The 22,299-nt window shown below is 62.7% G+C and carries 26 protein-coding genes; 17 read left to right on the top strand and 9 right to left on the bottom strand.

The genetic code is table 11. The annotated features are described in order from the left end of the window. Positions 1–71: 71 nt before the first annotated feature. A complete protein-coding gene (locus tag G405_RS0109840; protein ID WP_022701348.1) occupies positions 72–257 on the top strand; it encodes a (2Fe-2S)-binding protein in 186 nt (61 codons plus the stop codon). A gap of 5 nt (positions 258–262) precedes the next feature. Here G405_RS0109840 and G405_RS0109835 read toward each other — a convergent pair whose 3' ends face one another. Beyond that, entirely contained in the window at positions 263–1,399 is a 1,137-nt protein-coding gene (locus G405_RS0109835) for a hypothetical protein (RefSeq protein WP_156861458.1), read from the bottom strand. A gap of 326 nt (positions 1,400–1,725) precedes the next feature. On the opposite strand from G405_RS0109835, the gene bfr reads away from it, so the two are divergent. From bfr to G405_RS0109815, 4 genes are all read left to right on the top strand, one after another. Further along, positions 1,726–2,208 carry a bacterioferritin gene (gene bfr, locus G405_RS0109830; RefSeq protein WP_028284717.1) on the top strand — a complete coding sequence of 161 codons (483 nt, stop codon included), beginning with the start codon at positions 1,726–1,728 and terminating at the stop codon, positions 2,206–2,208. A 196-nt stretch (positions 2,209–2,404) separates the two neighbouring features. After that, positions 2,405–3,214: a ZIP family metal transporter gene (locus G405_RS16585; protein WP_022701345.1), complete on the top strand. Its 810-nt coding sequence runs from the start codon at positions 2,405–2,407 to the stop codon at positions 3,212–3,214. Continuing rightward, a complete protein-coding gene (locus G405_RS15665) occupies positions 3,214–3,864 on the top strand; it encodes a ZrgA family zinc uptake protein (RefSeq protein WP_022701344.1) in 651 nt (216 codons plus the stop codon). The genes G405_RS16585 and G405_RS15665 overlap by 1 nt, the downstream gene beginning before the upstream one ends. A gap of 66 nt (positions 3,865–3,930) precedes the next feature. Continuing rightward, complete coding sequence (locus G405_RS0109815) at positions 3,931–4,473, top strand: DUF3299 domain-containing protein (protein ID WP_233346021.1); 543 nt, start codon at positions 3,931–3,933, stop codon at positions 4,471–4,473. Positions 4,474–4,688: 215 nt separating this feature from the next. Here the strand turns inward: G405_RS0109815 and G405_RS0109810 are convergent, their stop codons facing one another. Together G405_RS0109810 and G405_RS0109805 are read right to left on the bottom strand one after the other, a co-directional pair. Next, entirely contained in the window at positions 4,689–5,231 is a 543-nt protein-coding gene (locus G405_RS0109810; RefSeq protein WP_022701342.1) for a GNAT family N-acetyltransferase, read from the bottom strand. 5 nt (positions 5,232–5,236) lie between these two features. Then, the gene (locus tag G405_RS0109805; RefSeq protein ID WP_022701341.1) at positions 5,237–6,709 is read right to left on the bottom strand and encodes a sodium/proline symporter; all 1,473 of its coding nucleotides are present in this window, start codon (positions 6,707–6,709) and stop codon (positions 5,237–5,239) included. A gap of 159 nt (positions 6,710–6,868) precedes the next feature. Here G405_RS0109805 and G405_RS0109800 point away from each other — a divergent pair, with 159 nt between their 5' ends. Then, on the top strand, positions 6,869–7,813 hold the full coding sequence (locus G405_RS0109800) for a DMT family transporter (RefSeq protein ID WP_022701340.1): 945 nt from the start codon (positions 6,869–6,871) through the stop codon (positions 7,811–7,813). Further along, positions 7,810–8,958 carry an aromatic ring-hydroxylating oxygenase subunit alpha gene (locus tag G405_RS0109795; protein WP_022701339.1) on the top strand — a complete coding sequence of 383 codons (1,149 nt, stop codon included), beginning with the start codon at positions 7,810–7,812 and terminating at the stop codon, positions 8,956–8,958. Before G405_RS0109800 ends, G405_RS0109795 begins: the two co-directional genes overlap by 4 nt. A 4-nt stretch (positions 8,959–8,962) precedes the next feature. Here the strand turns inward: G405_RS0109795 and G405_RS0109790 are convergent, their stop codons facing one another. Next, positions 8,963–9,586, bottom strand: a complete 624-nt coding sequence (locus G405_RS0109790; RefSeq protein ID WP_022701338.1) for a TetR/AcrR family transcriptional regulator — start codon at positions 9,584–9,586, stop codon at positions 8,963–8,965. Positions 9,587–9,781: 195 nt separating this feature from the next. On the opposite strand from G405_RS0109790, the gene G405_RS0109785 reads away from it, so the two are divergent. Next, positions 9,782–9,988 (top strand): twin transmembrane helix small protein, encoded by a 207-nt coding sequence (locus G405_RS0109785; protein ID WP_028284715.1) that lies wholly within the window; start codon positions 9,782–9,784, stop codon positions 9,986–9,988. Here the strand turns inward: G405_RS0109785 and G405_RS16580 are convergent. Further along, the gene (locus G405_RS16580) at positions 9,985–11,082 is read right to left on the bottom strand and encodes a serine hydrolase domain-containing protein (RefSeq protein ID WP_022701336.1); all 1,098 of its coding nucleotides are present in this window, start codon (positions 11,080–11,082) and stop codon (positions 9,985–9,987) included. The genes G405_RS0109785 and G405_RS16580 overlap by 4 nt on opposite strands. A 164-nt stretch (positions 11,083–11,246) precedes the next feature. Between G405_RS16580 and G405_RS0109775 the strand changes: the two genes are divergently transcribed. From G405_RS0109775 to G405_RS0109760, 4 genes are all read left to right on the top strand, one after another. After that, the gene (locus tag G405_RS0109775) at positions 11,247–11,822 is read left to right on the top strand and encodes a cob(I)yrinic acid a,c-diamide adenosyltransferase (protein WP_022701335.1); all 576 of its coding nucleotides are present in this window, start codon (positions 11,247–11,249) and stop codon (positions 11,820–11,822) included. 158 nt (positions 11,823–11,980) lie between these two features. Further along, positions 11,981–12,589, top strand: coding sequence for a YceI family protein (locus G405_RS0109770; protein ID WP_022701334.1), 609 nt, complete (start codon positions 11,981–11,983; stop codon positions 12,587–12,589). Positions 12,590–12,877: 288 nt separating this feature from the next. Further along, positions 12,878–13,627 carry an electron transfer flavoprotein subunit beta/FixA family protein gene (locus G405_RS0109765; RefSeq protein ID WP_022701333.1) on the top strand — a complete coding sequence of 250 codons (750 nt, stop codon included), beginning with the start codon at positions 12,878–12,880 and terminating at the stop codon, positions 13,625–13,627. Position 13,628: 1 nt separating this feature from the next. Further along, positions 13,629–14,570 (top strand): electron transfer flavoprotein subunit alpha/FixB family protein, encoded by a 942-nt coding sequence (locus tag G405_RS0109760; RefSeq protein WP_022701332.1) that lies wholly within the window; start codon positions 13,629–13,631, stop codon positions 14,568–14,570. 77 nt (positions 14,571–14,647) lie between these two features. On the opposite strand, the gene G405_RS16575 is transcribed toward G405_RS0109760, so the two are convergent. Continuing rightward, complete coding sequence (locus tag G405_RS16575) at positions 14,648–15,349, bottom strand: CPBP family intramembrane glutamic endopeptidase (protein WP_022701331.1); 702 nt, start codon at positions 15,347–15,349, stop codon at positions 14,648–14,650. A 126-nt stretch (positions 15,350–15,475) separates the two neighbouring features. On the opposite strand from G405_RS16575, the gene G405_RS0109745 reads away from it, so the two are divergent. Both G405_RS0109745 and G405_RS0109740 read left to right on the top strand, forming a co-directional pair. After that, the gene (locus G405_RS0109745; protein ID WP_022701330.1) at positions 15,476–15,979 is read left to right on the top strand and encodes a hypothetical protein; all 504 of its coding nucleotides are present in this window, start codon (positions 15,476–15,478) and stop codon (positions 15,977–15,979) included. 5 nt (positions 15,980–15,984) lie between these two features. Further along, positions 15,985–16,224, top strand: coding sequence for a helix-turn-helix domain-containing protein (locus G405_RS0109740; protein ID WP_028284713.1), 240 nt, complete (start codon positions 15,985–15,987; stop codon positions 16,222–16,224). Between the two features lie 59 nt (positions 16,225–16,283). Here G405_RS0109740 and G405_RS0109735 read toward each other — a convergent pair whose 3' ends face one another. The 3 genes from G405_RS0109735 to G405_RS0109725 all read right to left on the bottom strand — a co-directional run bounded on the left by G405_RS0109735 (position 16,284) and on the right by G405_RS0109725 (position 18,017). Continuing rightward, a complete protein-coding gene (locus tag G405_RS0109735; protein ID WP_022701328.1) occupies positions 16,284–16,856 on the bottom strand; it encodes a hypothetical protein in 573 nt (190 codons plus the stop codon). Next, positions 16,853–17,353 (bottom strand): hypothetical protein, encoded by a 501-nt coding sequence (locus tag G405_RS15650; protein ID WP_022701327.1) that lies wholly within the window; start codon positions 17,351–17,353, stop codon positions 16,853–16,855. The genes G405_RS0109735 and G405_RS15650 overlap by 4 nt, the downstream gene beginning before the upstream one ends. A gap of 70 nt (positions 17,354–17,423) precedes the next feature. Beyond that, positions 17,424–18,017: a TlpA family protein disulfide reductase gene (locus G405_RS0109725; RefSeq protein ID WP_022701326.1), complete on the bottom strand. Its 594-nt coding sequence runs from the start codon at positions 18,015–18,017 to the stop codon at positions 17,424–17,426. A 57-nt stretch (positions 18,018–18,074) separates the two neighbouring features. On the opposite strand from G405_RS0109725, the gene argH reads away from it, so the two are divergent. From argH to G405_RS15645, 3 genes are read left to right on the top strand one after another with little or no spacing between them, the layout of a single operon-like run. Next, complete coding sequence (argH, locus tag G405_RS0109720; protein ID WP_022701325.1) at positions 18,075–19,529, top strand: argininosuccinate lyase; 1,455 nt, start codon at positions 18,075–18,077, stop codon at positions 19,527–19,529. Continuing rightward, positions 19,526–19,723 carry an LPS translocon maturation chaperone LptM gene (gene lptM / locus G405_RS0109715; RefSeq protein ID WP_022701324.1) on the top strand — a complete coding sequence of 66 codons (198 nt, stop codon included), beginning with the start codon at positions 19,526–19,528 and terminating at the stop codon, positions 19,721–19,723. Before argH ends, lptM begins: the two co-directional genes overlap by 4 nt. A gap of 47 nt (positions 19,724–19,770) precedes the next feature. Continuing rightward, positions 19,771–22,299 (top strand): DUF4175 domain-containing protein, encoded by a 2,529-nt coding sequence (locus tag G405_RS15645; RefSeq protein ID WP_022701323.1) that lies wholly within the window; start codon positions 19,771–19,773, stop codon positions 22,297–22,299.

The raw sequence follows: 22,299 nt of genomic DNA, 5'->3' as shown, positions 1-22,299 counted from the left end.
TCGCAAGAATGACTATATTAGTTGCGAATGATTTGCGTACACACTCGCAACCCGCATCACGGATCTGCTCCATGTATGTTTGCCTCTGCAACGCGCTGAAATGCACCCAATTCAAAGCCGCCGCCAAAAACGGCGCCGGCGATGTGCCGAGTGCGTTCAAGGCGTGCGGCGCCAAGCCCCGATGCGGCCGGTGCTTTGAAGAAGCGGCGCGCGTGATGGGTCATGACCGGGCTGAAACGGCTGGCGCGGCGGCCTGAGCCGTTTATTCGGCTGGAAGCGGCGCGGCTTGAGGCTCAAGCGTATCTGAACGCTCAGACAACATGGACAACGACAAAGGCTGCACGAGCGGCAATCGCGTCAGCATGGGCGCGATGAACGGTCCGCTATACCATCGCACGCCCAACTCCCTAAGCACCATGAAACTGGTCTGTCTCGCCACCGCGGCGGCATAGGTGTCAGCGCCCAGACGCGCTGCGCGCGCGACCAGTTGCGCCAGTTTGTCTTGCAAATCCGAGCCGATGGGCGAGCCCCGCGTGAGGTCCTTCATCGCGCCGCCGAAGGCCTGCACGCCGCAGCCCTCATAGCGCTCGATCTCGAACTCCAGCGTATGACACTGCACCAGGCATTTGATCTTCAAGGTTCTGAGCGTGCCGGTAATTTCCTGTAGTCGGCTGATGGGCGCGCCGTCCGGCGTGCCGTCTATGCGGATGGTCACCGCCTTGTGCAAATGCTCCGGCAAGGCGCGAAGGCGGGCATAGTATTCCTGTCTGTCATGAGGCTCGACCAGGGTGCGGTAATGCGGGGTCAGGCACACGGCGGCGGAATGCCCTTTCGCCCAGCACGCCTCCAGCGCGTCAAGCACCAGCATCTGGACGTCAAAGTCGCGCTGCGCCGTCACATGCGCCTCAAACGGGTATTCATGCCGGTGGCCGAACCGAAGCACGCCCCCGACATTCCTGACAGGCAGGCAAAACGACGAGATCAAGGCTTGGCGCGTCAGGTCATAGACCGGCTCATAGGCTACACGAGTGCGCAGGGTTTCAGGATGAAGCGCTTGCTCTTCCTTCTGTCCTTCTGAAACGCCCGGCTTTGTGTCTGAAACCTGACTGACGCCCTGGGCGGCGAAAAAGGCGGCGAGTTCGCTCTGGTCAAGCCTCAGCGCCCGAGAGCTGACCTTCAGCTTGCGAAAAATCTCATCGCCCACATAAAACCGGTTGAGCTCTTCGGAAATCCAGGCGGCTTGCGCTTCGGCCGCATTGGCCCGCTCCGTGTCAAAAATGACCAGAAAGCCTTCATCGCAGCGGAACAGCACGTCACTGGGTTGCAGGCGTCGCGCGATAAACGCTTCGCTGACATCAAAAATTTTAGTCTTGAGGTCTTCCCAGCGATTCCCAGCCACGTTCTTAATCAAGTCCAGATTAATGATCTGAAACTGACCCAAGGCGACACTTTTGGCGCCGCGTAGCTGCTCTCTAATAGAGGCAAGAACATCCGCCGGTCTCGGCATATATATGACCCTCTTATTTTGAGGTAATCTGCCAGAATTTTGCACCCCGGACCATCAGATTGGTGAGACATCGTGAAGAAAAGCTGACACCACCTGGGTAGAGCGACGGCTTTGGTGCAACTCAGTATCAGTGACGAAGATAATTGGCCCAAGCCCCTTCCCTCACAGGCCAAACTCGCTAGTTTCAAGTCTTGATTTTCAACACAATGGAGACGGCCATGAAGGGCGATCCCAAGGTTATCGAGCACCTGAACAAGGCGCTGCGCCTGGAACTGACAACGGTCAACCAATACTTCCTTCATGCGCGCATGTTCAAAGACTGGGGCTTCGCAAAGATCGCCAAGGTCGAATACGAAGAATCCATCGACGAGATGAAACACGCCGATGCGCTGATCGAGCGCATCCTGTTTCTGGAAGGCCTGCCCAATGTTCAGGATCTGGGGAAGGTGCTGATCGGCGAGACCCTCAAGGAGTGCCTGGAATGCGACCTTGAGGCGGAGCGCCGTGCGCATCCGGTTTACAAGGACGCCATCGCGTATTGCGAACAGGTCGGCGATTACGGCAGCCGTCAGCTGTTTGATGAAATCCTGAAATCTGAAGAAGAGCATATCGACTATCTCGAAACCCAGCTCAGCCTGATCGAGAAAGTGGGCGAAGAACGCTATATGCAAAGCCAGATGTCGCCCGGCGAGATGGGCTGAGGCTGTCAATCAATCCAGACTTTGAAACGCCGCCCCCTGTCAGGGCGGCGTTTTCATTTCCAGACCTTGCACCCCTTCTCTACGGGCATTCACACAGCCCTGCCCAAGGGGCGTTCGTACAGCCCAGCACGCTTGCCCCTGTGAACAGGAGCCGCTATCAGAGTGAAACAATATAACACTCAGGTGTCCCGCTTCCGTGTCTGCCGCCTATCTCCTCACGCTCAGCCTTGGGCTGACCGCCGCGCTTGTCTGCGCCCTGGCGCTGATGCTCGTGCATCGCGCCAGCGGCTTTACGCGCGCCAATGCGCCCCTGTTCGCCGCCTTCTCTGGCGGCGTGGTGGTGACGCTGGCGCTGGTGCGGCTGATCCCCGAAGCGCTGGTCTTGCATCCCTATGCAGGATGGCTGGTGCTGGCCGGGTTCGGCTTCGGGCTGGTGCTGCATGTTCTGGTGGGCGCCACCATGCAGACGCAGACCACAGCCGGCCGCATGCGGGCGCTGGCGCCCGTTCTGGCGATCGCCGTGCATTCCACCCTGGACGGGACCGTCTACGCCGTCACCTCCGCGATTGATCCCTACACGGCGATCAGCACGGCGACGGGTCTGATCCTGCACGAAATGCCGGAGACGCTGATCTGCTTCTTGCTGCTTCAGCGTGGCGGCTTCTCTGATCGCGCCGCCACCGTGTTGGCGTTTTTGGCGGCGGGCGCGACCACCCTTTTGTCCGCGGTCATTTCAGGCCCGTTCGCCCTCAGTGTTGACCCAGCTCTGCTGGGCATGCTGTTCGCAGTGGTCGCGGGTCTGCTGCTGCAGGTGGGCGCCTCCCACCTATTGGGGGAAACCGCGCAAGCGGGCTGGCTCAAGGGCTTGAGCGCCGTTTTCGCGGGCGCCGGCGTCGCCGCCATTATGACGCTGGGTCATTCAGACGGGCATTCTCATGACTCCCATGGACATGGGGCGTCGATCCTGCCTGACTTCCGATATTCTCATTCCCAAGGAGACCGCTGATGCGTTTGGGTATCGCCTGCCTCACCGCCTGCCTTCTGTCTTCAACCGCTCTGGCGCAAAGCGCGGACCCGATGCGACAGCTCGGCGCGCACGTGCATGGCGCGGCGCAGCTGGCGGTCGCCGCAGATGCGGACGGCGCCGTGCTGGCCGAGCTGACGACGCCTGCGTTCAATCTTTATGTCTTCGAACACGCGCCCGAGACCCCTGAGGACCAGGCCGTGGTCGCGCAAGCGGCGCGCACGCTGGCGAGCCCCTCCATGATCGCCCTGTCCAGCGCCGCACAATGCACGCTCACAGGGACGCAAGTCGGCGGCGGCCCCGCCGAAGCATCCAACGATCATCACCATGAGCATGATCATGAAGCTGATAATGAGCACATGCATGAGGATGCATCAGCCCCCCATGACCACCATGACCATGATGATCATGATGATCACAGTCACGACGACCATACGAACCATGGCCATGCCGATGTGGTGGTGAGCTGGACGTTTGATTGCGCCCGCCCCGAGCGCCTCACAGAGGTGGACCTGTCAGGCCTGTTTGAGGCGTTCAATCCGTTTGAAACGGTGGAAGTTCAGTACTTTGACGGCGCACGCGCCGCCGCGCAGGACCTCACCCCGGCCAGGCCCGTTCTGCGTCTGGACTAAGACGCGCACTCTTTTCAGCCTCGTAACTTGCGCTTCAGGATCAGCGAGCGCATTTTGCGAGGCATGATGCGCAAACTTCTTCTCTCCGCCTTTCTGGCTGGCGCCGCGCTGACCGGCGCGACCGCAGCCGTTTCCATGGACCGCGCCGAAGCGCAGTCCACCCCGCAATTCCTGGACCTGTCCTGGGCTGATCTGTTGCCTGAAGGCGAAGCCGAGCGCATCGCCCAATTGCAACAGATGCAGGCGATCCAGAACGGCATGGACCATTTCGGCGCCGACCGGATGCCGCAGGTGCAGACCTTCAACACGGTGGACGCGCTGGACGGTCAGATCGTGCGCCTGGGCGGCTATGTGCTGCCGTTTGACTTTACCGGGTCGCAGGAAATCAGCCGCTTCTTGCTGGTGCCCTATGTGGGCGCCTGCATTCACGTGCCGCCGCCGCCGCCCAATCAGCTGGTCTATGTGCATGCTGAAGAGCCCATTCGAATTCAGGGCTTATGGGATCCGGTCTACGTCAAAGGCGTGATGCACACTGATCGTCATGACAATGATCTGGGCGACACCGCCTATACGATCGAGCTGACAGAAATCCTGCCCTACGAGAGCTAGGACGCACGCTTTCGTGTGCGCTCGTCCCATTTTCGGCGCCGTATCGAACAGTTCCGGACACAGAGTTCCGCGAACGTGTAATGGCTGAGCTGCACGCTCTTTGCGTGTACCAGCTTGGGGCTCGTCTTGCGTGTACCAGCGCGGCACACAATCGTCAGAGGGGGGCGATCGAAGCCTGCGCGACCGCTCGGCGGGTCCCACCCGCGCCCGCGCTCTTACGGAGCGGCGGGCCGGTCCCTCCAGTACAGCGTCACGGGCGTTCCGCTCAGATCGGCAGTCTCCGCGCGCCCGAAGCCCAGCTTCTCCGCCACTCGGATCGACGCGGTGTTCTCATCTTGAATGATGGCGCAGGTCAAAGGCGCCTTGAGCACGTCATCGGCCCAACCCATCACCGCCTGCATGGCTTCTGTCGCATAACCGAGACCGTGAAAGGCCGGTGAAATGACATAACCGGCGTCCGGCACGCCTTCGATGGAAGGCGTCATGTCGCGCTTGAAATCAGCCAGCCCGGCCTGCCCCACAAAGCGTCCGCTCTCTCGCTCAATCACCGTCCAATAGCCATAGCCCAGCAAGGCCCAGAGGCCCGGAAAGCGTAGCAGCCGCGCCCAGCTGTCGCTGCGGCTCGACGGCTTGCCGCTGATATAGCGCACGACGTTTTCATCACCCCAGAGCGCCGCGCTGGGCTCAAAATCCTCATACAGCGTCTCGCGCAGGATCAGACGCTCGGTGGTCAGGGTCGGGCAAGCGGTCGCGGTCATTGACGTCAGCTCCGGGATTGGCGGAAGGTGAAGAGGAGGACGAGCGGGATCAGCCAGGGGAAGATCCGCTCGAACGGATCACCGGGCGTGCTGGCCAGGCGCGATAAAAGCGCCGGAAGACCACCCAAAGCCTCACCATTGACCTGCCCAAAGACGTAAAACACCACCGTCAGCACAAAGCCGGACACGATCGAGGCCAGAATGGCCAGCCCGCGCGGCTCCACCGAGCAGACGCGCATCAGGATGACAGGACCGAAGGCTGCGCCCAGCGCCGACCAGGAAAACAGCACCCGGTCAAAGATCGACGCGGGCAGGCTGAGGGTGAGCGCCACGGCCAAGGCGCAAAGCACGGACATCACCGAGCGGCTAATCAGCATTTCGCGGCCCGGAAAACGCTGCGCCAGCCCCAGATCGTTCACCGCCGCCGCCGAGGCCGCGATCAGCAGCGAATCCACAGTGCTCATCACCGCAGACAGCACGGCCGCTATGACGATCCCCGCCAGCACTGCGGGCAAGACCATCGCGGCGATCTGGTAAAACAACGCCTCGCCGTCCGCAGCGTCCATGACGAGCGCTCGTCCAGACAACGCCAGGATCGCCATGCCGGCGTGGACGATCACGCCCCAGCCGATGGCGATTGCGAAGCCGCGCTTGCGCGCCCTGTCATCACGCACCGCCATTAGACGCGCCAGCAGATGCGGCTGGCCAAGCGCGCCCAGCCCGATTGAAGCGAGCCCCGTCGCAAAGCCGATAAAGGCGAACACTCCGCGACCGCCCATGGGATCCAGATAGGCGGCGGGCATGGTTGCGGACAGCGTTGTCCAGACACCGTCAATCCCGCCAGCACTGATCAGAGCCAGCAGCGGCAACACCACCGAGATCACAGCCATGACGCCCGCTTGCAGGGTGTCAGTCAGCGACACCGCCCAGAAGCCGCCCATCAGGGCGTAAATCAGGATGACCCAGGCGCCCAGCAGCACGCCTTCCCAATGAGTGAGGTTGAACTGGCTTTCAAACGCGATCGCCGCGGCGCCGAACTGGGCGGCGATATAGACCATGAAGGTGAGCAAAACGAGCAGACCCGCCAGGCTCCGCACCCAGACCTTCCAGCGCCCCGCGCCCGCCGCCATGTAATCGCTGGCGGTGATGTGTTTGTCCTGTGCCGACGCTGCGCGCAGGCGCGGGCCGAAAAACAGCCAGATGACGGCATAGGCGCCCAGAATGCCTGGCACCATCCACAGGGCCGGCACCCCCTGATCATAGACAAAACCGGTATACCCCAGCAGCACCCAGGCCGAAGAGGTGGAGGCGGCGTAGGACAGGCCCGCCACCCACGGTCCCATCTTGCGGCCGCCCAGAAAGAAGTCGGTTTCATCATGGGTGAAGCGCGACGCCAGCACCCCGATCGAAATCAGCCCCAGCTTGTAAGCGATCAGTGTGATCAACACGACGCCGGCGGTCGATCCAAGATCATCCATGCGTATCCCCCATCTCTTATGGCCGACTATGCAAACTCAAAGCGCTGGCGCACAGCCCCTTTCTGCGCCGCAAGCGTAAAGACAAAACTGGACAAGCCCCCAACCGGTCCAGCAAATGGCCTGATCTGATTGCGCTCACTCTCTGTCAGGCGTTCGCCCATGCCGAATTCTTCGTCTACGCGCCTGCAAGTCCCCGGCGTCGTCGTGCTGGCTGTCAGCGCCGCCATCCTGGGATTCGCGTCCATTCTGGTGAAAGCGTCAGACCTTGGCCCGCAAGCCATCGCCTTCTGGCGTTTGTCGCTGGGATTGCCGCTGCTCGCGGCTCTGCTGGGCCGACGCCTCTGGGCACGGCGACGCGCAGGCGAACCGCTCCAGCTCAAACCGCCGGGCTGGCGCGCCCTGGCGCTGGCGGGCGTCTTCTTTGCCGGCGATCTCGCCTTCTGGCACGCCGGCATCAAGATCACCACCGCCGCCAATGCGACCTTGCTGGCCAATCTGACGCCCATTCTGGTGGCGATCGCCGCCTGGTTCCTGTTTCAGGAACGTCCCACGCGCGGCATGTTCGTCGCGGGCGTACTGGCGATTTTGGGCGCGGTGTGCCTGGCGGGCGGCAATGTGCGCTTCGCCCCTGAACGGGTCAGCGGAGACATCCTCTCCGCCCTGACCGCCGTCTGGTACACCGGATACATTCTCAGCATCCGCGCGGCGCGCAAGGCGGGCGCTGCGACGGTTGAGGTCATGTTCTGGTCCGCTTTCGTGGGCGCGCCCATCGCGCTTCTGGTGGCGACCGGTTTCAATGAACCGCTCTTGCCGCCGGACCCTTCAGGCTGGTGGCCGCTGCTGGCGCTGGCGCTGATCGTTCATGTGGGCGGTCAGGGCGGGGTCGCCTATGGGCTGGGCCACACGCCCGCCGCCCTCGCCACCTTGATCATCCTGATCCAGCCCGTGGTCTCCGCCTTTGCAGGATGGGTTTTGTTCGGCGAAGCCTTCACACCGCTGCAATGGATCGGCGCCGCGCTGGTCATGGTCGGCGTTTACGCCGCACAACGCGCTGGCGTTCAAGTCTCGACCCCGGGCGCAGGCGCGGCTAAACCCGACCCATGACCGACACCGCCGCTTCCGCCTCCGCCAGCGCCCCGGGCGCCTCGTCCACGCCCAAGACCGGCGACGACCCGTTCCGCGCTTTGGGCGGCCCGCTGATCCGCGACATCTGGTATGTGGCGATGACGTCTGACGAGCTGAAAGCGGGCAAGCTCTACAAGAAGAAGTTCCTGAGCGAACCCATCGTCATGGGGCGCGACGGGCGCGGCGCCCCCTTCGCCCTGCGCGATCTGTGTCCGCACCGGGCCGTGCCGCTGTCTTCAGGACAGATGCTGGACGAGCCCGATGGCGGCAAGACCGTGGAATGCCCCTATCATGGCTGGCGCTTCCGCACGGATGGCGGCTGCGCACATATTCCGTCACTGGTGGAGGGGCAGCCCTTTGACCTGAGCAAGATCCAGGTGCGCAAATACGCCCTGCGCGAACAGGACGGGCTGGTCTGGATCTATATGCCCACCGACCCGGCGAGCGAACCCGACAGCGAACCGCCGCGTTTTGAGAATATGGTGCTTCACAAGGGCCAGAGCGAAGGCAAGGTGAAGTTCGTCCAGCGCGCCGAACTGGCCTGTCACCAGGACCACGCCGTGATCGGCCTTCTGGACCCGGCCCATACGCCTTTTGTGCACAAGAGCCCGCTCTGGCGCAGCTCCAAAACGCTGAAGGAAAAAGAGAAGCATTACGCGCCCAGCGAGATGGGCTTCACCATGCTCTCTCACAAGCCGGTCAATTCCTACATTTACAACATTATCGGCGGCGAGATCCGGGTGGAGATCCAGTTCCTGCTGCCCGGCCTGCGCTCGGAATCCATCCGCAACGAGAAGTACGGCTTCATCGGGCTGGCGGCGATCACGCCGATTGATGAAAATCTGTGTGAAATCCGCGAGATCATGTACTGGGACGTGCCGATCCTGAACCTGGTGAAGCTGATCGCCCGTCCCTTCACCCATGCCTTCCTGCAGCAGGACGCCCGGATCATGAAGCTCCAAGGCGAAGGCCTGTCCTATGATCCGCCGCTGATGCAGATCCCGGACGCCGATACGCTGATGGTCTGGTACCGGCGGCTCAAGCGCGAATGGATGAGTGCGAAGGCGGAAGGCCGGGCGTTCAAGAACCCCGTCAAACCCGCCGTCCTGCGTTGGAGAACCTAGACGCCTAGCGCGTCAGAATTCCCTCGATCACCAGGCGGACGCGCTCCTCGAGAGACACCATGGGACGCTCTTCGTATTCGCTGCGGCGCTTGGCGCGCATCGCGCCCAGGAACTGATCGCTGAGGACAGCGATAATCGTGTCCGGGCTGACATCCTGTCGCAGCTCACCAGAGGCGATCCCTGATTCAATGACGCGACGGATAGGCCGCCAGGCGAGCTCCATCTGGTCAAATGCAGCTTGATAGGTGGGGTCGGCCACCATCCAGCTATGGCCTACTGCGGCGGCGAACAGCTCGCTATTGCGCGACTGGGCTTCAAGCATGATCTGCAACAGCGCGATGATCCGGTCAGCCAGACCGCCTGACAGCGCCGCTTCCATCTGCTCGACAGATTCCGCAATGATTTCGACTTCATTGCTCAGAATAGCCATCAGCAAAGCCGCCTTGGAGGGTTCCGCGTTCAGAACGGTCCCCGGAGACACGCCGGCTTCATCGGCGATGGCCTTGATGGTCGCCCCTTCATAACCTTGGGACAGGAAGACTTTTTCGGCCGCTTCAAGAACAGCGGCCTTCGTCGCTTCGCGCCTCATATCACGGCGCGTTACGCGGCCCCCGGCAAGATCACGCATTTCGTTCGTCCTGGCGTTAAATGCATTCATCGATTCGCGGAGTATGAGGGCTTTCCATTCAGATGAACAGGCAGCGCCTTCATTATGCCCGCCAAAGGCGAGTATTATTTATCCTATCGCGGAAGTAGTGCGACCTTCTGACTGGTCTGAGACCGCGCCATTGCCAGCTTGAGGCTTCCAGCCTACATGAGCGACATGATCACAGTCGTCGATATCCTGCTCTACATCCTGCTCGTTGTCGTCTTTGTTGTCCTGTGCGTCGGGATTTTCTCCCTGTTCAAGGGTGGAGAGTTCGGACGGTCCTGGTCCAACAAGCTCATGCGGGCGCGCGTGGCGATCCAGTTCGTCGCCATTCTGGTGCTGGTCGCCGGCTTCTGGCTGAAAAACCAGCTGGGCGCCTAGGGCGTCTCCGCCTCCAGCATGTGCGTCAGCGCGTCTCCCAGAACCGGCGACATTTGCTGAATCCGTCCATCATTGACGACAGCCGCCGCAGCGCGGCCTTGCACCGGATTGATGCGCGCCCGGATCAACCACATGGTATTGGAGCCGCTATGGCCCAGCGCGCCCTCTGAGGTGACGCCCCATCCCATGGCGTAGGCTTCCTCTCCCACTGGCCGATGCAGGGTCTCCCAACTGCGCGCACTGAGATACGGCCCGTCTTCAGCGGCCAGATGCGCCTGAAGAAAATCCAGCACGTCATCAAGGGTCATATGCGCCCGGCCCGCCGAGTTTAAAACGGGCGGGTTATCCGCTCTCTCGTCCGGCTCTCGCGCTGACAAACCGCCAAACAAGCCCGCGCCATGACCACGCGGCTGGTCATTCGCGCCCACCTCGCCCGGCGGCCCCCAGCCTGCGCTGTCCATGCCCAGGGGTGAGAACACCTCTTCGCGCATCAGCGTCTCGTAAGGCTGGCCCGCGGCCTGCTCCATCATCAATGCGGCGATGACATACCCGGCGTTGGAATAAACGAACGCGCCGCGCGGCTGTGCCGGCTCTTGCGCCAGAATGATTTCGGCGTAGCGGAGACGGTCCTCCTGAACGTCGCGGCTGTCATCGGATCCCAGAAAACGAATCGTCGAGAACCGTCCCAGATTAGCCGGCAGCCCGGAGCGATGGTGCAGCAGATCCGCCAGCGTCGCCGGTCCGAACTCCGCACGGATTTCAAGCCCCAAGTCTGACAGCGCCTCGCCCAGCGTCGTGTCCCAATCGATCACGCCCGCTTCCACCAGGCGCGCCGCAAGCGTCGCCGTCATCGCCTTGGTGTTTGACCCCAGATGCCACAGATCGTCTGACGTCACTTGGTCTGGCGCGTCCAGACTGCGCACGCCTGCCACGGCGACGCTGCGCTCCCCGGCGCGCGTCACCCACGCCACGCCTGCAGCCGGAGCGCCGCTTTCCGTGAGCGCTGAATCCGCAACTGACTGCAACTCCGTCAGCGGCTGGGCATGGGCGACCGGCAGGCAGGCCAGCGCCGTCGCAGCGAACAAGACTTTCATGTCAGGCTCCTGATGTGTGTTACGCAAAGGTGACTTTTTGAGTTCTGCCAGCCTGAAAAGCCCCCGTCAAGAGTAACTTCTAGGTGACACCAATGGGCGGCAGCCGCCCATTGTCCTAGTTCAGTCCGCTCGATAGTTTGCCCGTGCAATCAAAGGAGAGCGCCATGGTCCGGCTCACGAAAATTTATACGCGCACCGGTGACAAGGGCCGCACCCGGCTGGGCGATATGAGCGAGACCGACAAGCACGACCTTCGGGTCGAGGCCTATGGCGCGGTGGACGAACTGAACGCCGCGTTAGGCCTGGCGGTTTGCGGCGCAGGAGACGACCACCCGCTGACGCCTGAGCTGACGCGCATCCAGAATGACCTCTTTGATCTGGGCGCGGATCTGTGCGTACCGGACCGGGGTGAAACGCTCGACTGGGAGCCTCTGCGCATGACGCCTGCGCAGACCGACTGGCTGGAAGCGCGCATCGACGCCCACAATGAAAAGCTGGAACCGCTGGACAGCTTCATTCTGCCCGGCGGCGCGGAATTGTCCGCGCGCCTGCATCTGGCCCGCACCATCGCCCGCCGCGCCGAACGCCGGACCGTCGAGTTGGCGAGCCGGGGCGACGTCGTGGGCGCGCCGGCGATCACCTATCTCAACCGTGTGTCTGATTATCTGTTCGTGGCGGCGCGGATCGCCAATGATGACGGCGCGCGCGATGTGAAGTGGATTCCCGGCGCGAACCGCTGACGCTCGAAAACGCCGCCCGCTCACCAACTCGTGAAGCGTTTCCATTCCGGAAACAACGAAATTCACGCCAGACGGGTAGCAATAGGCGGGCGCCCCTCCCTATGTATCAGCGTGCGGCCCGTCGCCGCAGTTACGCAGTTCACATATAGGGACAGAGCATGATGAAGACCGCATACGCCGCCGCCTCGCTCGCGGCCTTCCTGGGCGCCGCCGCACTCACCCCCTCAGCTTTCGCTGATCCGGTCGAGTACGAGTTTGACAAGACTCACACTGCGATCCGCGCGACCTGGACCCATCTGGGGTTCTCCCATCAGGCCATCCAGTTCACCGATTTCGACGGCGTTCTGATGCTGGACTTTGAAGAGCCTGCGAACTCCACTGTGGACGTGACGTTCAATCTTGCAGACGGCTTCTGGGTTGGCGCAGATCAGGACCGTTTCGTGGGCCATCTGAGCTCGCCGGACCTGTTCAACATCGCCGAATATCCGACCGCGCGCTTTGTCGCCACCGGCTTTGAAACCGAGGATGGCGAAACCGGCCAGATGATGGGCGATCTTACGCTGCTGGGTCAGACCCATCCGGTGACCCTGGACGTTACGCTGAACCAGCGCGGCCCGAACCCGTTCTCCGAGACCCCCACTGCAGGTTTCACAGCCACCGGCGAGATTCTTCGCTCGCAATGGGGTCTGGGCTACGCGGCCCCGGCTGTCTCTGATGAAGTCCGCATCGAGATCAACACCGAGCTGACCGTCGTCACTGAAGAATAATCAGCCAGAAGCGTCTTGTTTCTGATGGCGCGATCAACGGCCGGCCTCCATCGTGAGCGCCGGCCGTTTTCATGTCCGCTCCCCGCAGGGTGAGGCGGCTGTCGCAGGTTCCGAGTGCTGCGCTGCAACGTCTTGTCCGGACCTTCAGGCATGCCGCGTTGACTTATGGGGGTGGCAAGGGCAGTTTCCGCGCCTAAGTTCAAGCCTGACCATAGTCGGCGCCAGGTCTCGGGAGCAATCGGCTCCCTCGCGCCGAGCAGTTCAAACGAAGAGAAACCGGAGCCGTCGATGAAGATCCTCGTCCCCGTCAAACGGGTAGTCGATTACAACGTGAAGGTCCGCGTCAAACCGGATCAGACCGGGGTCGACCTGGCCAACGTCAAGATGAGCATGAACCCCTTCTGCGAGATCGCTGTCGAAGAAGCGATCCGGCTGAAGGAAAAGGGCGTCGCCGAAGAGATCGTCGTGGTCTCCATCGGTCCGGCCCAGGCTCAGGAGACGATCCGCACTGCGCTCGCCATGGGCGCGGATCGCGGCATCCATGTGACCACGGACGCGACGGTTGAACCGCTCGCCGTGGCGAAAATCCTCAAAGGCGTGGTGGAAGCGGAATCCCCCGAGCTGGTCCTTCTGGGCAAGCAGGCGATTGACGACGACGCCAACGCCACCGGTCAGATGCTCGCCGCCCTGATGGGCTGGCCGCAGGCCACCTTCGCCTCTGAAGTCGAGAAAACCGATTCCGGCTTCAAGGTGACCCGCGAGATTGACGGCGGTCTGCAGACCCTCGCCATTCCGTCCCCGGCGATCATCACCACCGATCTGCGCCTGAATGAGCCGCGTTACGCGTCTCTGCCCAACATCATGAAGGCCAAGCGCAAGCCGATCGACGCCAAGACCCCGGACGATTTCGGCGTGGACATCACGCCGCGCCTGGACGTGGTCAAGGTCTCCGAGCCGCCCAAGCGTGAAGCCGGCGTCAAGGTCGAGACCGTCGCAGAGCTGGTCGACAAGCTGAAGAACGAAGCGGGGGTGATCTAAAATGACTGTTCTGGTTATTGCTGAGCACGACAACGCGGAACTCAACGACGCCACGCGCGCCGCTGTGACCGCGGCCTCCAAGATCGGCGGCGACATTCATGTGCTGGTCGCCGGCAAGGGCGCGAGCGCTGTTGCCGACGCCGCCGCCAAACTCGACGGCGTCTCCAAGGTCCTGCACGCGGATTCCGACACGCTCGAGAAGAAGCTCGCCGAAGCCATGGAAGCCGTCGTGGTCTCCATCGCTGGCGATTACGACGCCATTCTCACCCCGGCGACGACCGTGGGTAAGAACTTCATGCCGCGCGTCGCCGCCAAGCTCGACGTGATGCTGATTTCCGACATCACCGCTGTTGAAAGCGCTGACACCTTCGTGCGTCCGATCTATGCGGGCAATGCGATGCTGACGGTGAAGTCCAACGACGCCAAGAAAGTCATCACCGTGCGCCCGACCACCTTTGAAAAGGCGGGTGATGGCGGTTCGGCGTCCGTAGAGAGCCTCGACGCGCCTGCGGCTTCCGCCAACTCCGAGTTCGTCTCCGAAGAGCTGTCCAAATCGGACCGCCCCGAGCTGACCGCCGCCAAGATCGTCATCTCCGGCGGTCGCGGCATGGGCAATGGCGAGAACTTCGCCATTCTCGAAAAGGTCGCCGACAAGCTCAACGCCGCCGTCGGCGCCTCGCGCGCCGCTGTGGATGCGGGCTTCGTGCCGAACGACTATCAGGTCGGCCAGACCGGCAAGGTCGTCGCGCCTGAGCTGTACATCGCCGTCGGGATTTCCGGCGCGATCCAGCACCTGGCCGGCATGAAGGACTCCAAGGTCATCGTCGCGATCAACAAGGACGAGGAAGCTCCGATCTTCTCCGTCGCCGATTACGGTCTCGTCGCCGACCTGTTCCAGGCTGTGCCCGAGTTCGAAGCCGAGCTGGGCAAAGTCGGCCTCTAAGCCGCGGCTTCAGCTGAAAACAGAAAACCCCGGAAGCCGCGCTTCCGGGGTTTTTTGTGCTTTCTACCCGCTGAGCCCTAACCGGCCGAGGCCGCGATCATGCTCACCGTGTTGATCAGCCCGTGCGCGATGACGACCGGCAGGAGATTGCGTTTACCGAACAGGAACAGCAATCCCATCAGGAAGCCCACAATGCCGGTGACCACCAGGCCATAGAGCCCTTGAGAGGGCATATGCATCACGCCGAAGGCCAGAGCGATGATCAGGCTCGCCGCGACCCCGGCCCGGCGGGTGTCTCCCAGCGCCCGCATCAGCGTGTTCATCAGAAAACCGCGAAACAGCAGCTCTTCGCCAAAGGCGGCGTTGATCCACATGACCGCCAGCGACAGCGCCAGACTGAGCTGGGCGTTCGGCCCCTCCACCAGAAGCGAGGACGCGGCTGCTGGGGGGCTGATAAGGCCGGCGGCGCTCAACAGGGAGACGGGCAGGGCCACGCCCGCAAAGATCACCACCCCTCCGACAAGGCCGGTCAGCCCACCCTTGAGGATCGAGCGAGGACGCGACAGCCCCAGACTGTCCAGCGCACCCCGGCGCTTACACACGAACCCCATCACCCCAAGCGACAGGATCAAAGACGCCCAGACGCTCCAGGAAATGGCGTAACCGCCTATGGCGGCATGCCCGAGGGTGAATTTGAGGGCGTAGCCCACAAGGAAATAGCCGCCGATGATGGCGACTATGCTCAAAGCCGCTTCGCGCAGCTGAACCTGACCGTTCATGTCTGATCTCGTTTTTCTGTTCGACACAACCAACCGGCTGTGCGAGCTTACCTCGCATCTCTTTGCCGGATTGCGATTTCTTTAAATCGTATTTAAATTTATGTCAATCGGAGTTGGATTTCCAGCATGTCTCGGTCACGTCTTTTGCAAGCGGGCATTCTGCTTTGGGCCGCGCTCGTCCTGCTCGCGCATCTGTCGTACTGGTTGGGCGCCGCGTTCAATCTCGACAGCAGCTGGTTCCAGGTCGTCTACAGCCTTGGCGCGTCTGGCCCGCACGTTGGCCTGAGCGATTTCATCCTGACGAGTCTGACCACAGCGGCGCTACTGACCGTGCTCTGGCTATTGCGGGGCGCGGTCCGCGCCCTCGATACGGCGCAGGAACGACCCGACGCCGTCATCAGCGCGATCACCCGGCTGGCGCTAGGTCTGGCGGTCTATGCTGGACTGAGTGTGGTCGGGGACGTCCTGCTCGCAAGTCTCGCCAACTGGCGCGCGGGCGCTGTTGGCATCGCACTCGTGCTGGACATGCAGTCCCTGACTTTTCTTGCGATCAGCCTTGTATTGTTTCTGGTCTGCCGTGAGCTCAGACGCGGGCAGGCCGCCCTGTCTGAAAACCAGCAGTTTCTGTGACCGCCATGCCCCTGATCATCAATCTCGACGTCATGCTGGCCAAACGGAAGGTGAAGTCCAAGGATCTCGCCAAACATCTGGGCCTGACCGAAACCAGCCTGTCCCTGTTCAAGTCCGGCAAGCTGAAGGGCATCCGGTTCAAGAATCTCGAGATGATGTGCGAGTATCTTGACTGCAAACCCGGCGACATTCTCGATTACGTGCCCGGTCCCTCCGAAGCGCCTTCCGACACGCCCGAGGACTAGACGCTAAAGCGCCGAGAACGCGCGCTCGACCGGCCAGCCTTCTGTTTCTGGACGCCAGACTACAGATCGGCCGGCTCGACCATCCCGTCATCCTCGTCTGGCGCAGCTGCGCTGAAGCCGCCTCGTCGCGCCTGTTCCAGAGTGGTCAGGTGCAGGATGTCCCGAGCCATCTGGGCGCCGATATAGGCATAGGAAATCACGCCGATCACAACGGTCATGAAGGACGCCGCCAACGCGGCGAATTTCCAACTATCGAACTCCGAGGCCGTCTCAAACACACCCATGAGCCCGCCCTCGATGATCTGGTTGAAGATCACGAGAACCGTGATGGGCGCCGTGAAATTGACGATGGCCGTATACCGGAACGCCGCCTCGGCCTGCTCCTTGTTCACAACCGCCAGTCCATTGAAATAAGACAGCCCCGCGGCCCCCAGGCCTGACAGCCCTTGCGCCAACATCTTTGACTGGTTTGAGCGCCGTAGAGCCTTCACGCGATTATTGCGCGTTCTGCCGTTGAAGCCGATCAGAGCGCCGAGGTTCAACGCTGAACGAAGGATAGCCAATACACCATGCTGTTTCTGGGCCTGATCAAACAGAGCCTCAGCCGCTGCAATATCTTGTGAGTGTGTCATTGCGCCTCGAATGCTCGCTCAACCGGCCAGTCTTCGGTTTCAGACCGCCAGGCCAGGCTCGCAACTTTCCACACGCCCTCTTCGCGCGCCAGCACGATGGTGTTCACGCCGGTCGCAAAGGTCTCGCCCGTATCCGAACGGGTCGCTTCATAGGCGCTGAGAATTGTGGCGAGGCCGCCATAGACATGGGTCTGTCGACGGGTTTCAGCTTCGGTGAACCCCATCTCGGACAGACGCTCAGCATTGCGGCTGACATACTCCTCGACAGTCAGCGTCACCACGCGCTCCTCGCCTTCGGGCATAGGCGCCAGCACGGTCATCTGCGCGCCGTCCAGGAACATCGTCCGAAAACGCTCCCAGTCCCGCGGCTCCCCCACCGGACCGGATATCACCTCATAGAGCGCCTCAACGGCCTCGCCGGGCGTCTCCTGAGCGTGCGCGGGCATGACCCAGCTCAGTGCTGCGACACCCGCGCCAGCGATCAACAGGTTTTTCATGAGACCGTCCTCCCCAGACTGAAAACCTCATTGGGGACGCTCTATCGCGCAAAAGGCAAGTGAATGCGGGTTAATACCGCTCCAGCGCCGCCTCGATCAGGGCGTAGGCGTCCGGGCTGTTCCATTCCGCCTCGCCCGCAACGCGGCCGATCTCGACGCCGTTGCGATCATACAGAATGGTCAGCGGCAGGCCGCGATTGGCGCTGCCCATGACGCCGAAGGCGATGCTCATGCCCGGATCAAAATAAAAGTTCAGATGATCAAGCTCATACTCTTCGAAAAACGCCTGCGGCTCTTCGATCCGGCGATCCATGGAGATGGTCACCACCTCAAAATCATCTGAGCCATACGCCCCCTGCAGCTCATTGAGATAGGGCATTTCGACAACGCAGGGCGCGCACCAGGTCGCCCAGAAATTGACCAGCAGGATCTTGCCGCGCATGTCGGCCAGGGTGATCTCATCGCCTTCGCCGGTGATCAGCGTGTTGCGCGGCTGCTCGGGCGCTTCAGGCACGGTGCGAAACTTTGACATTTCGCCGGTTGCAAAACTGTCGAGCGGACCATGGGTGGAACTGACAAGCGCGCTGGAAATGACGTATAGGATGCCAGCAACGCCAATCGCGCCGACTGTGAGAATGCCTGTTTTCAAACTCGGCGCTTTCATAGCGACCCTCTTTCCTACCGGTTCCGCTTCAGAACCCCGCCCAAGGACGCATCGCCCATGACCGAAGATGTAAAATCCCAGAACGCAAAAGCTAGCGGCATCTGGGGCGGCCGATTTAACGCCGGACCTTCCGCCGTGATGCAAGCGATCAATGCGTCTGTGGACGTGGACAAACGACTTTTTGAACAGGATATCGCCGGATCCCTCGCCCATGCCCGGATGTTGGCCGCCTGCGGCGTGATTTCAAGCGAAGACGAGCATGCCATCTCGTCCGGCCTCATCGCCATCCGTGATGACATCATCGCCGGTGAGTTTGAGTGGAAGCCCGAGCTTGAAGACGTCCACATGAATATCGAGGCGGCGCTGAGAGAGAAAATCGGCGCGCCTGCGGGACGACTTCACACCGCGCGTTCGCGCAATGATCAGGTCGCCACCGATTTCCGGCTGTGGCTGCGCGGCGCGCTCGATGACGCCGCCCAGGGCCTGCGCGCTTACCAGGAAGCGCTGGTCAAACAGGCCGAAGCCCATGCCGACTGGGTCATGCCGGGCTTCACCCATCTTCAGACCGCGCAACCGATTTCTCTGGGCCACCACCTTCTGTGCTGGGTCGAAGCGGCGGAACGCGACCGGGGTAGGCTTCTGGACGCCCGTGATCGTCTGAATGAAAGTCCGCTGGGCGCTGCGGCGCTGGCGGGGACCGCCTTCCCGATTGATCGCAGCATGACCGCCGCCGCGCTTGGCTTTGACGTGCCGATGGCGAACTCGCTGGACGCGGTCTCCTCGCGCGACTTCGCGCTGGAGGCTCTGGCCGCCGCCGCCATCACGGCGGTGAACCTGTCGCGCTTCGCCGAGGAAATCGTGCTCTGGACGTCGGGGCGGTTCGGCTTCGCCCAGCTGACGGACGCCTTCTCCACCGGCAGCTCGATCATGCCGCAAAAGCGCAACCCGGACGCCGCCGAGCTGGTGCGCGCCAAGCCGGGCCGGATTTCTGGCGCGCTGCAAGGCCTGATTATCGTCTGCAAGGGTCTGCCGCTCGCCTATTCCAAGGACATGCAGGAAGACAAACAGCTCGTCTTCGATGCATTCGACGATCTGGCGCTCGCCATCGCGGCGATGACCGGCATGGCGGCCGATCTGAGCTTTAATCGCGAGACGCTGGAAGCGGCGGCGGGGGAATCCTATTCCGACGCCACGGATCTCGCCGACTGGCTGGTGCGTGAGCTGGGCATGCCCTTCCGCGACGCCCACCATGTGTCGGGCTCGGCCGTGAAGGCCGCCGAAGCCAAGGGCCTGCCGCTGAAGGATTTGCCGCTATCAGACTATCAGGCCATCGAGCCGAAGATCGACGACCGGGTCTTCTCGGTCCTGTCCGCCCGCGCCTCGATGGAAAGCCGCACCAGCTATGGCGGCACGGCCCCGGTCCGGGTTATGGAACAGGTGAAAGCCTGGCAGGAGCATTTCGAATTCGAGCTGGACCTCTATGCCAGCGGCGATGATGGAGAGACGGCATGAAACGACTGACCCTCGCCTTTCTGGGCTTCGCGGCGGCTCTGGTGCTGTCCGGGTGCGGCATTCGCGGCGATCTTGAACGCCCGCCGCCCTTCTGGGGCGCGGACGAACGCACCGCGGACGAGCGCGCCTATGAGAATGATGAAGCGTCTGAACAGGTTGAACCCGAACCCACTGCAAGTGAGCAAACGCGCTAGGCCATTCCCCCGTGCAAACCCGCGCCTGACGGTCTAGCTTTCACATCATGCGACGCGCCACCGCCTTCTTCCGAGCCCGCGCCGCGCTTTTATGGGAGCGCGCCGCCCCGGTGCTGATCGGCCCGGCGGCTCTGCTGGGCCTGTATCTCGCGCTGGCTCTGTTCGGCGTTTTCGAGCGTCTGGGTGATCCATGGCGTCTGATCAGCCTGGCGCTGACCCTTGGCGGCGCCGCCGCCTTCATCCGCTGGCGCCTGCCTGCCTTTTCCTGGCCGAACCAGACCGAAATCGAACGCCGGATCGAGGATGATAGCGGCCTGACGGACCGCCCGTTCGAGGCTATGCGCGATGTTCCGGCGTCCGGCGATCCAGCCCTGTGGGACGCGCACATCGCGCGCATGAAGGCCCGGCTCGAACACGCCCATGCGCGTCGCCCGAAAGCGGCCTGGGGCCGACTTGATCCTTATGGTTTGCGCGCCGGCGTCATGCTGGTTCTGCTCACCGGCGCGTTCCTGTCCGGCGAGCTGGCGGGACCGCGCCTGTCGGACGCCTTTGCGCCACGCCTGCTGGCGGGCGGAGGACAGGATGCGCGCGTGGATCTGTGGGTTGAGGCGCCGGACTACACAAACCGCCCCGCCTTGTTCCTGCGCGACCGGCGCAGCGCGGAGATTCCTGAAGGCTCGGTGCTGTTCGCCCGCATCGCAGGCCTGAACCGCGCGCCCAGCATTTCCGGCGCGCCATCCAGCACCGAAACCCTCTCAGACGGCGTACAGCTGGCGCGCATCGAACCGCAATCAGATGGCGTGATCAGTCTGCGCGCCGGGCGTTTGCGCGAAACTGTCGATCTAACCCTCATTGAGGACACGCCGCCCCGTCTGACCTTCGCCGCGGAACCCGAAGGCGATGCACAAGGCCGGCTGAAACTCGAATTCGTCGCCGAAGACGATTACGGGCTGGAGACGATTTATCTTGAATACGCCCAAGCAACGGGCAGCGACGGCGCGACCGTGTCAGACTTCAAGCGCTATGAGATCAGCCCCGGCCAGATCCGTCCCTCCGAGGAGGACGGGTTCAGCCTGGCCGAGATCGACTTGTCGCGCGATCCGCTCGCCGGCGAGCGCGTGGTGATCCGTCTGGCGGGCGTCGACGGCGCCGGTCAGCGTGGGCAAAGCGGCGACATGACGATCACCCTGCCCCAGCGCGTGTTTCTGGATCCGCTGGCGCGCTCTGTCGCCAGTGAACGCCGCCGCTTTCTCCAGGTCTCAAACGATTATGCGGCCATGCCCGACGGACCGCCGCGCAATACCGGCTTTCTCGATGATCAGCCCCGCCGCCGCCTGGAACGCGCGCCGGATGAAGTCCAGCGACTGGCGCTGGCGCTGAACGCCGCCAGCGACGCGCCGCCGCGCTATTTCGATGATCCCATCGTCTGGATGGGACTCCGGACCGCCTTGATGGAAGTCCGCCGGGCGCGTGAGTTGGGCGAACTTGATCATATGGAGAGCGATCTGTGGGAGATCGCCCTGCGTGCGGAACTGGGCAGTCTGGCGGATGCGGAAGCCGCCCTCGCCGCCGCCGAACGCGCTCTGGCGGATGCGCTGGCGCGTGGGGCGGACCAGATCGAAATCTCCGCTCTTCTGGATGCGTTCGAGCAGGCCATGGACCGTTATATGCAGCTTCTGATGCGCGAAGCCGCCGAGGCGGGCCGCTTCGCCGAGGGCGGAGGCGGCGGCATGAGCGCGGACATGCTCGAGCAATTGCTGGAAGCCCTGCGTGAAGCGACGGAGCTGGGCGATACGCAAGGTTCGCGACAGGCTCTGGCCATGCTCGCAGAACTTCTGCGCAACATGCAGGTGACCCTGGGTCAGGGCGATGGCGACGGCGAGGGGGAAAGCGCCGCAGCTCAGGCCCTGCGCGAAGCATTGGAAGAGTTGAGCGAAACCATCACCGAACAACGCGGTCTGATGGAGGATACCTTCAACGCCCAGCGTGACGGCCAACAGGGCCAGAACGGCGAGACAGGCCGCGATCCCCTGTCTGATCCGCTGGCGCCGGGCGAGGCTGAGCCCGGCGGCGGACCTGAAGATGATGGCGCCCAGAGTTTTGAGCGTCAGGACAATGGCGGAGGCGCGAGCCTGCGCGATCTGGCCGGGCCGCAAGAAGACCTGCCCGGCAGCCTGGACGATGTGGACGATTCACTCTCCGGCGGGGAGGCCGGGGAAGAGGCGCGTCAGGCGCTCGATGACGCACGCCGCGCCATGGAGGACGCCGCCCGCGCCCTGCGCGAAGGCGATGGCGAGGATGCTCTGGCGCGACAGGATGAAGCGCTGGCGGGTCTGCGCAGCGCCGCCCAGTCCGCAGCCCAGGCGCTGGAAGAAGAACTGCGCCAGGGCGAAGACGGCGAGGGCTCAGATCCGCTCGGCCGCGGCGCTGCTGAAGGTCAGGACACCAATTTACCCAGTGAAAGCGAGCGCCAGCGCGCCCGTGACATCTTGGAAGAACTGCGCCGCCGCGCCGCCGAACGTGGCCGCCCCCAGGAAGAGCTCGATTATATCGACCGCTTGCTGGAGCGTTTCTGA

It is taken from the genome of Oceanicaulis alexandrii DSM 11625 (assembly GCF_000420265.1).
Classification (GTDB): domain Bacteria; phylum Pseudomonadota; class Alphaproteobacteria; order Caulobacterales; family Maricaulaceae; genus Oceanicaulis; species Oceanicaulis alexandrii.
This window is presented reverse-complemented; position numbering and strand designations above follow the sequence as displayed.

What these genes read in the sequence shown, in the direction of transcription:
- G405_RS0109790 (WP_022701338.1), bottom strand. Translation starts at nt 9,586, where the DNA reads ATGCGTGATCTTGCCGGGGGCCGCGTAACGCGCCGTGATATGAGGCGC.
- G405_RS0109785 (WP_028284715.1), top strand. Translation starts at nt 9,782, where the DNA reads ATGATCACAGTCGTCGATATCCTGCTCTACATCCTGCTCGTTGTCGTC.
- G405_RS0109840 (WP_022701348.1), top strand. Translation starts at nt 72, where the DNA reads ATGTATGTTTGCCTCTGCAACGCGCTGAAATGCACCCAATTCAAAGCC.
- G405_RS15665 (WP_022701344.1), top strand. Translation starts at nt 3,214, where the DNA reads ATGCGTTTGGGTATCGCCTGCCTCACCGCCTGCCTTCTGTCTTCAACC.
- G405_RS0109765 (WP_022701333.1), top strand. Translation starts at nt 12,878, where the DNA reads ATGAAGATCCTCGTCCCCGTCAAACGGGTAGTCGATTACAACGTGAAG.
- G405_RS0109795 (WP_022701339.1), top strand. Translation starts at nt 7,810, where the DNA reads ATGACCGACACCGCCGCTTCCGCCTCCGCCAGCGCCCCGGGCGCCTCG.
- G405_RS0109815 (WP_233346021.1), top strand. Translation starts at nt 3,931, where the DNA reads ATGCGCAAACTTCTTCTCTCCGCCTTTCTGGCTGGCGCCGCGCTGACC.
- G405_RS0109810 (WP_022701342.1), bottom strand. Translation starts at nt 5,231, where the DNA reads ATGACCGCGACCGCTTGCCCGACCCTGACCACCGAGCGTCTGATCCTG.
- lptM (WP_022701324.1), top strand. Translation starts at nt 19,526, where the DNA reads ATGAAACGACTGACCCTCGCCTTTCTGGGCTTCGCGGCGGCTCTGGTG.
- G405_RS0109735 (WP_022701328.1), bottom strand. Translation starts at nt 16,856, where the DNA reads ATGACACACTCACAAGATATTGCAGCGGCTGAGGCTCTGTTTGATCAG.
- bfr (WP_028284717.1), top strand. Translation starts at nt 1,726, where the DNA reads ATGAAGGGCGATCCCAAGGTTATCGAGCACCTGAACAAGGCGCTGCGC.
- G405_RS0109760 (WP_022701332.1), top strand. Translation starts at nt 13,629, where the DNA reads ATGACTGTTCTGGTTATTGCTGAGCACGACAACGCGGAACTCAACGAC.
- G405_RS0109745 (WP_022701330.1), top strand. Translation starts at nt 15,476, where the DNA reads ATGTCTCGGTCACGTCTTTTGCAAGCGGGCATTCTGCTTTGGGCCGCG.
- G405_RS15650 (WP_022701327.1), bottom strand. Translation starts at nt 17,353, where the DNA reads ATGAAAAACCTGTTGATCGCTGGCGCGGGTGTCGCAGCACTGAGCTGG.
- G405_RS0109805 (WP_022701341.1), bottom strand. Translation starts at nt 6,709, where the DNA reads ATGGATGATCTTGGATCGACCGCCGGCGTCGTGTTGATCACACTGATC.
- G405_RS0109725 (WP_022701326.1), bottom strand. Translation starts at nt 18,017, where the DNA reads ATGAAAGCGCCGAGTTTGAAAACAGGCATTCTCACAGTCGGCGCGATT.
- G405_RS15645 (WP_022701323.1), top strand. Translation starts at nt 19,771, where the DNA reads ATGCGACGCGCCACCGCCTTCTTCCGAGCCCGCGCCGCGCTTTTATGG.
- G405_RS16575 (WP_022701331.1), bottom strand. Translation starts at nt 15,349, where the DNA reads ATGAACGGTCAGGTTCAGCTGCGCGAAGCGGCTTTGAGCATAGTCGCC.
- G405_RS0109775 (WP_022701335.1), top strand. Translation starts at nt 11,247, where the DNA reads ATGGTCCGGCTCACGAAAATTTATACGCGCACCGGTGACAAGGGCCGC.
- G405_RS0109800 (WP_022701340.1), top strand. Translation starts at nt 6,869, where the DNA reads ATGCCGAATTCTTCGTCTACGCGCCTGCAAGTCCCCGGCGTCGTCGTG.
- G405_RS0109740 (WP_028284713.1), top strand. Translation starts at nt 15,985, where the DNA reads ATGCCCCTGATCATCAATCTCGACGTCATGCTGGCCAAACGGAAGGTG.
- G405_RS0109770 (WP_022701334.1), top strand. Translation starts at nt 11,981, where the DNA reads ATGATGAAGACCGCATACGCCGCCGCCTCGCTCGCGGCCTTCCTGGGC.
- argH (WP_022701325.1), top strand. Translation starts at nt 18,075, where the DNA reads ATGACCGAAGATGTAAAATCCCAGAACGCAAAAGCTAGCGGCATCTGG.
- G405_RS16580 (WP_022701336.1), bottom strand. Translation starts at nt 11,082, where the DNA reads ATGAAAGTCTTGTTCGCTGCGACGGCGCTGGCCTGCCTGCCGGTCGCC.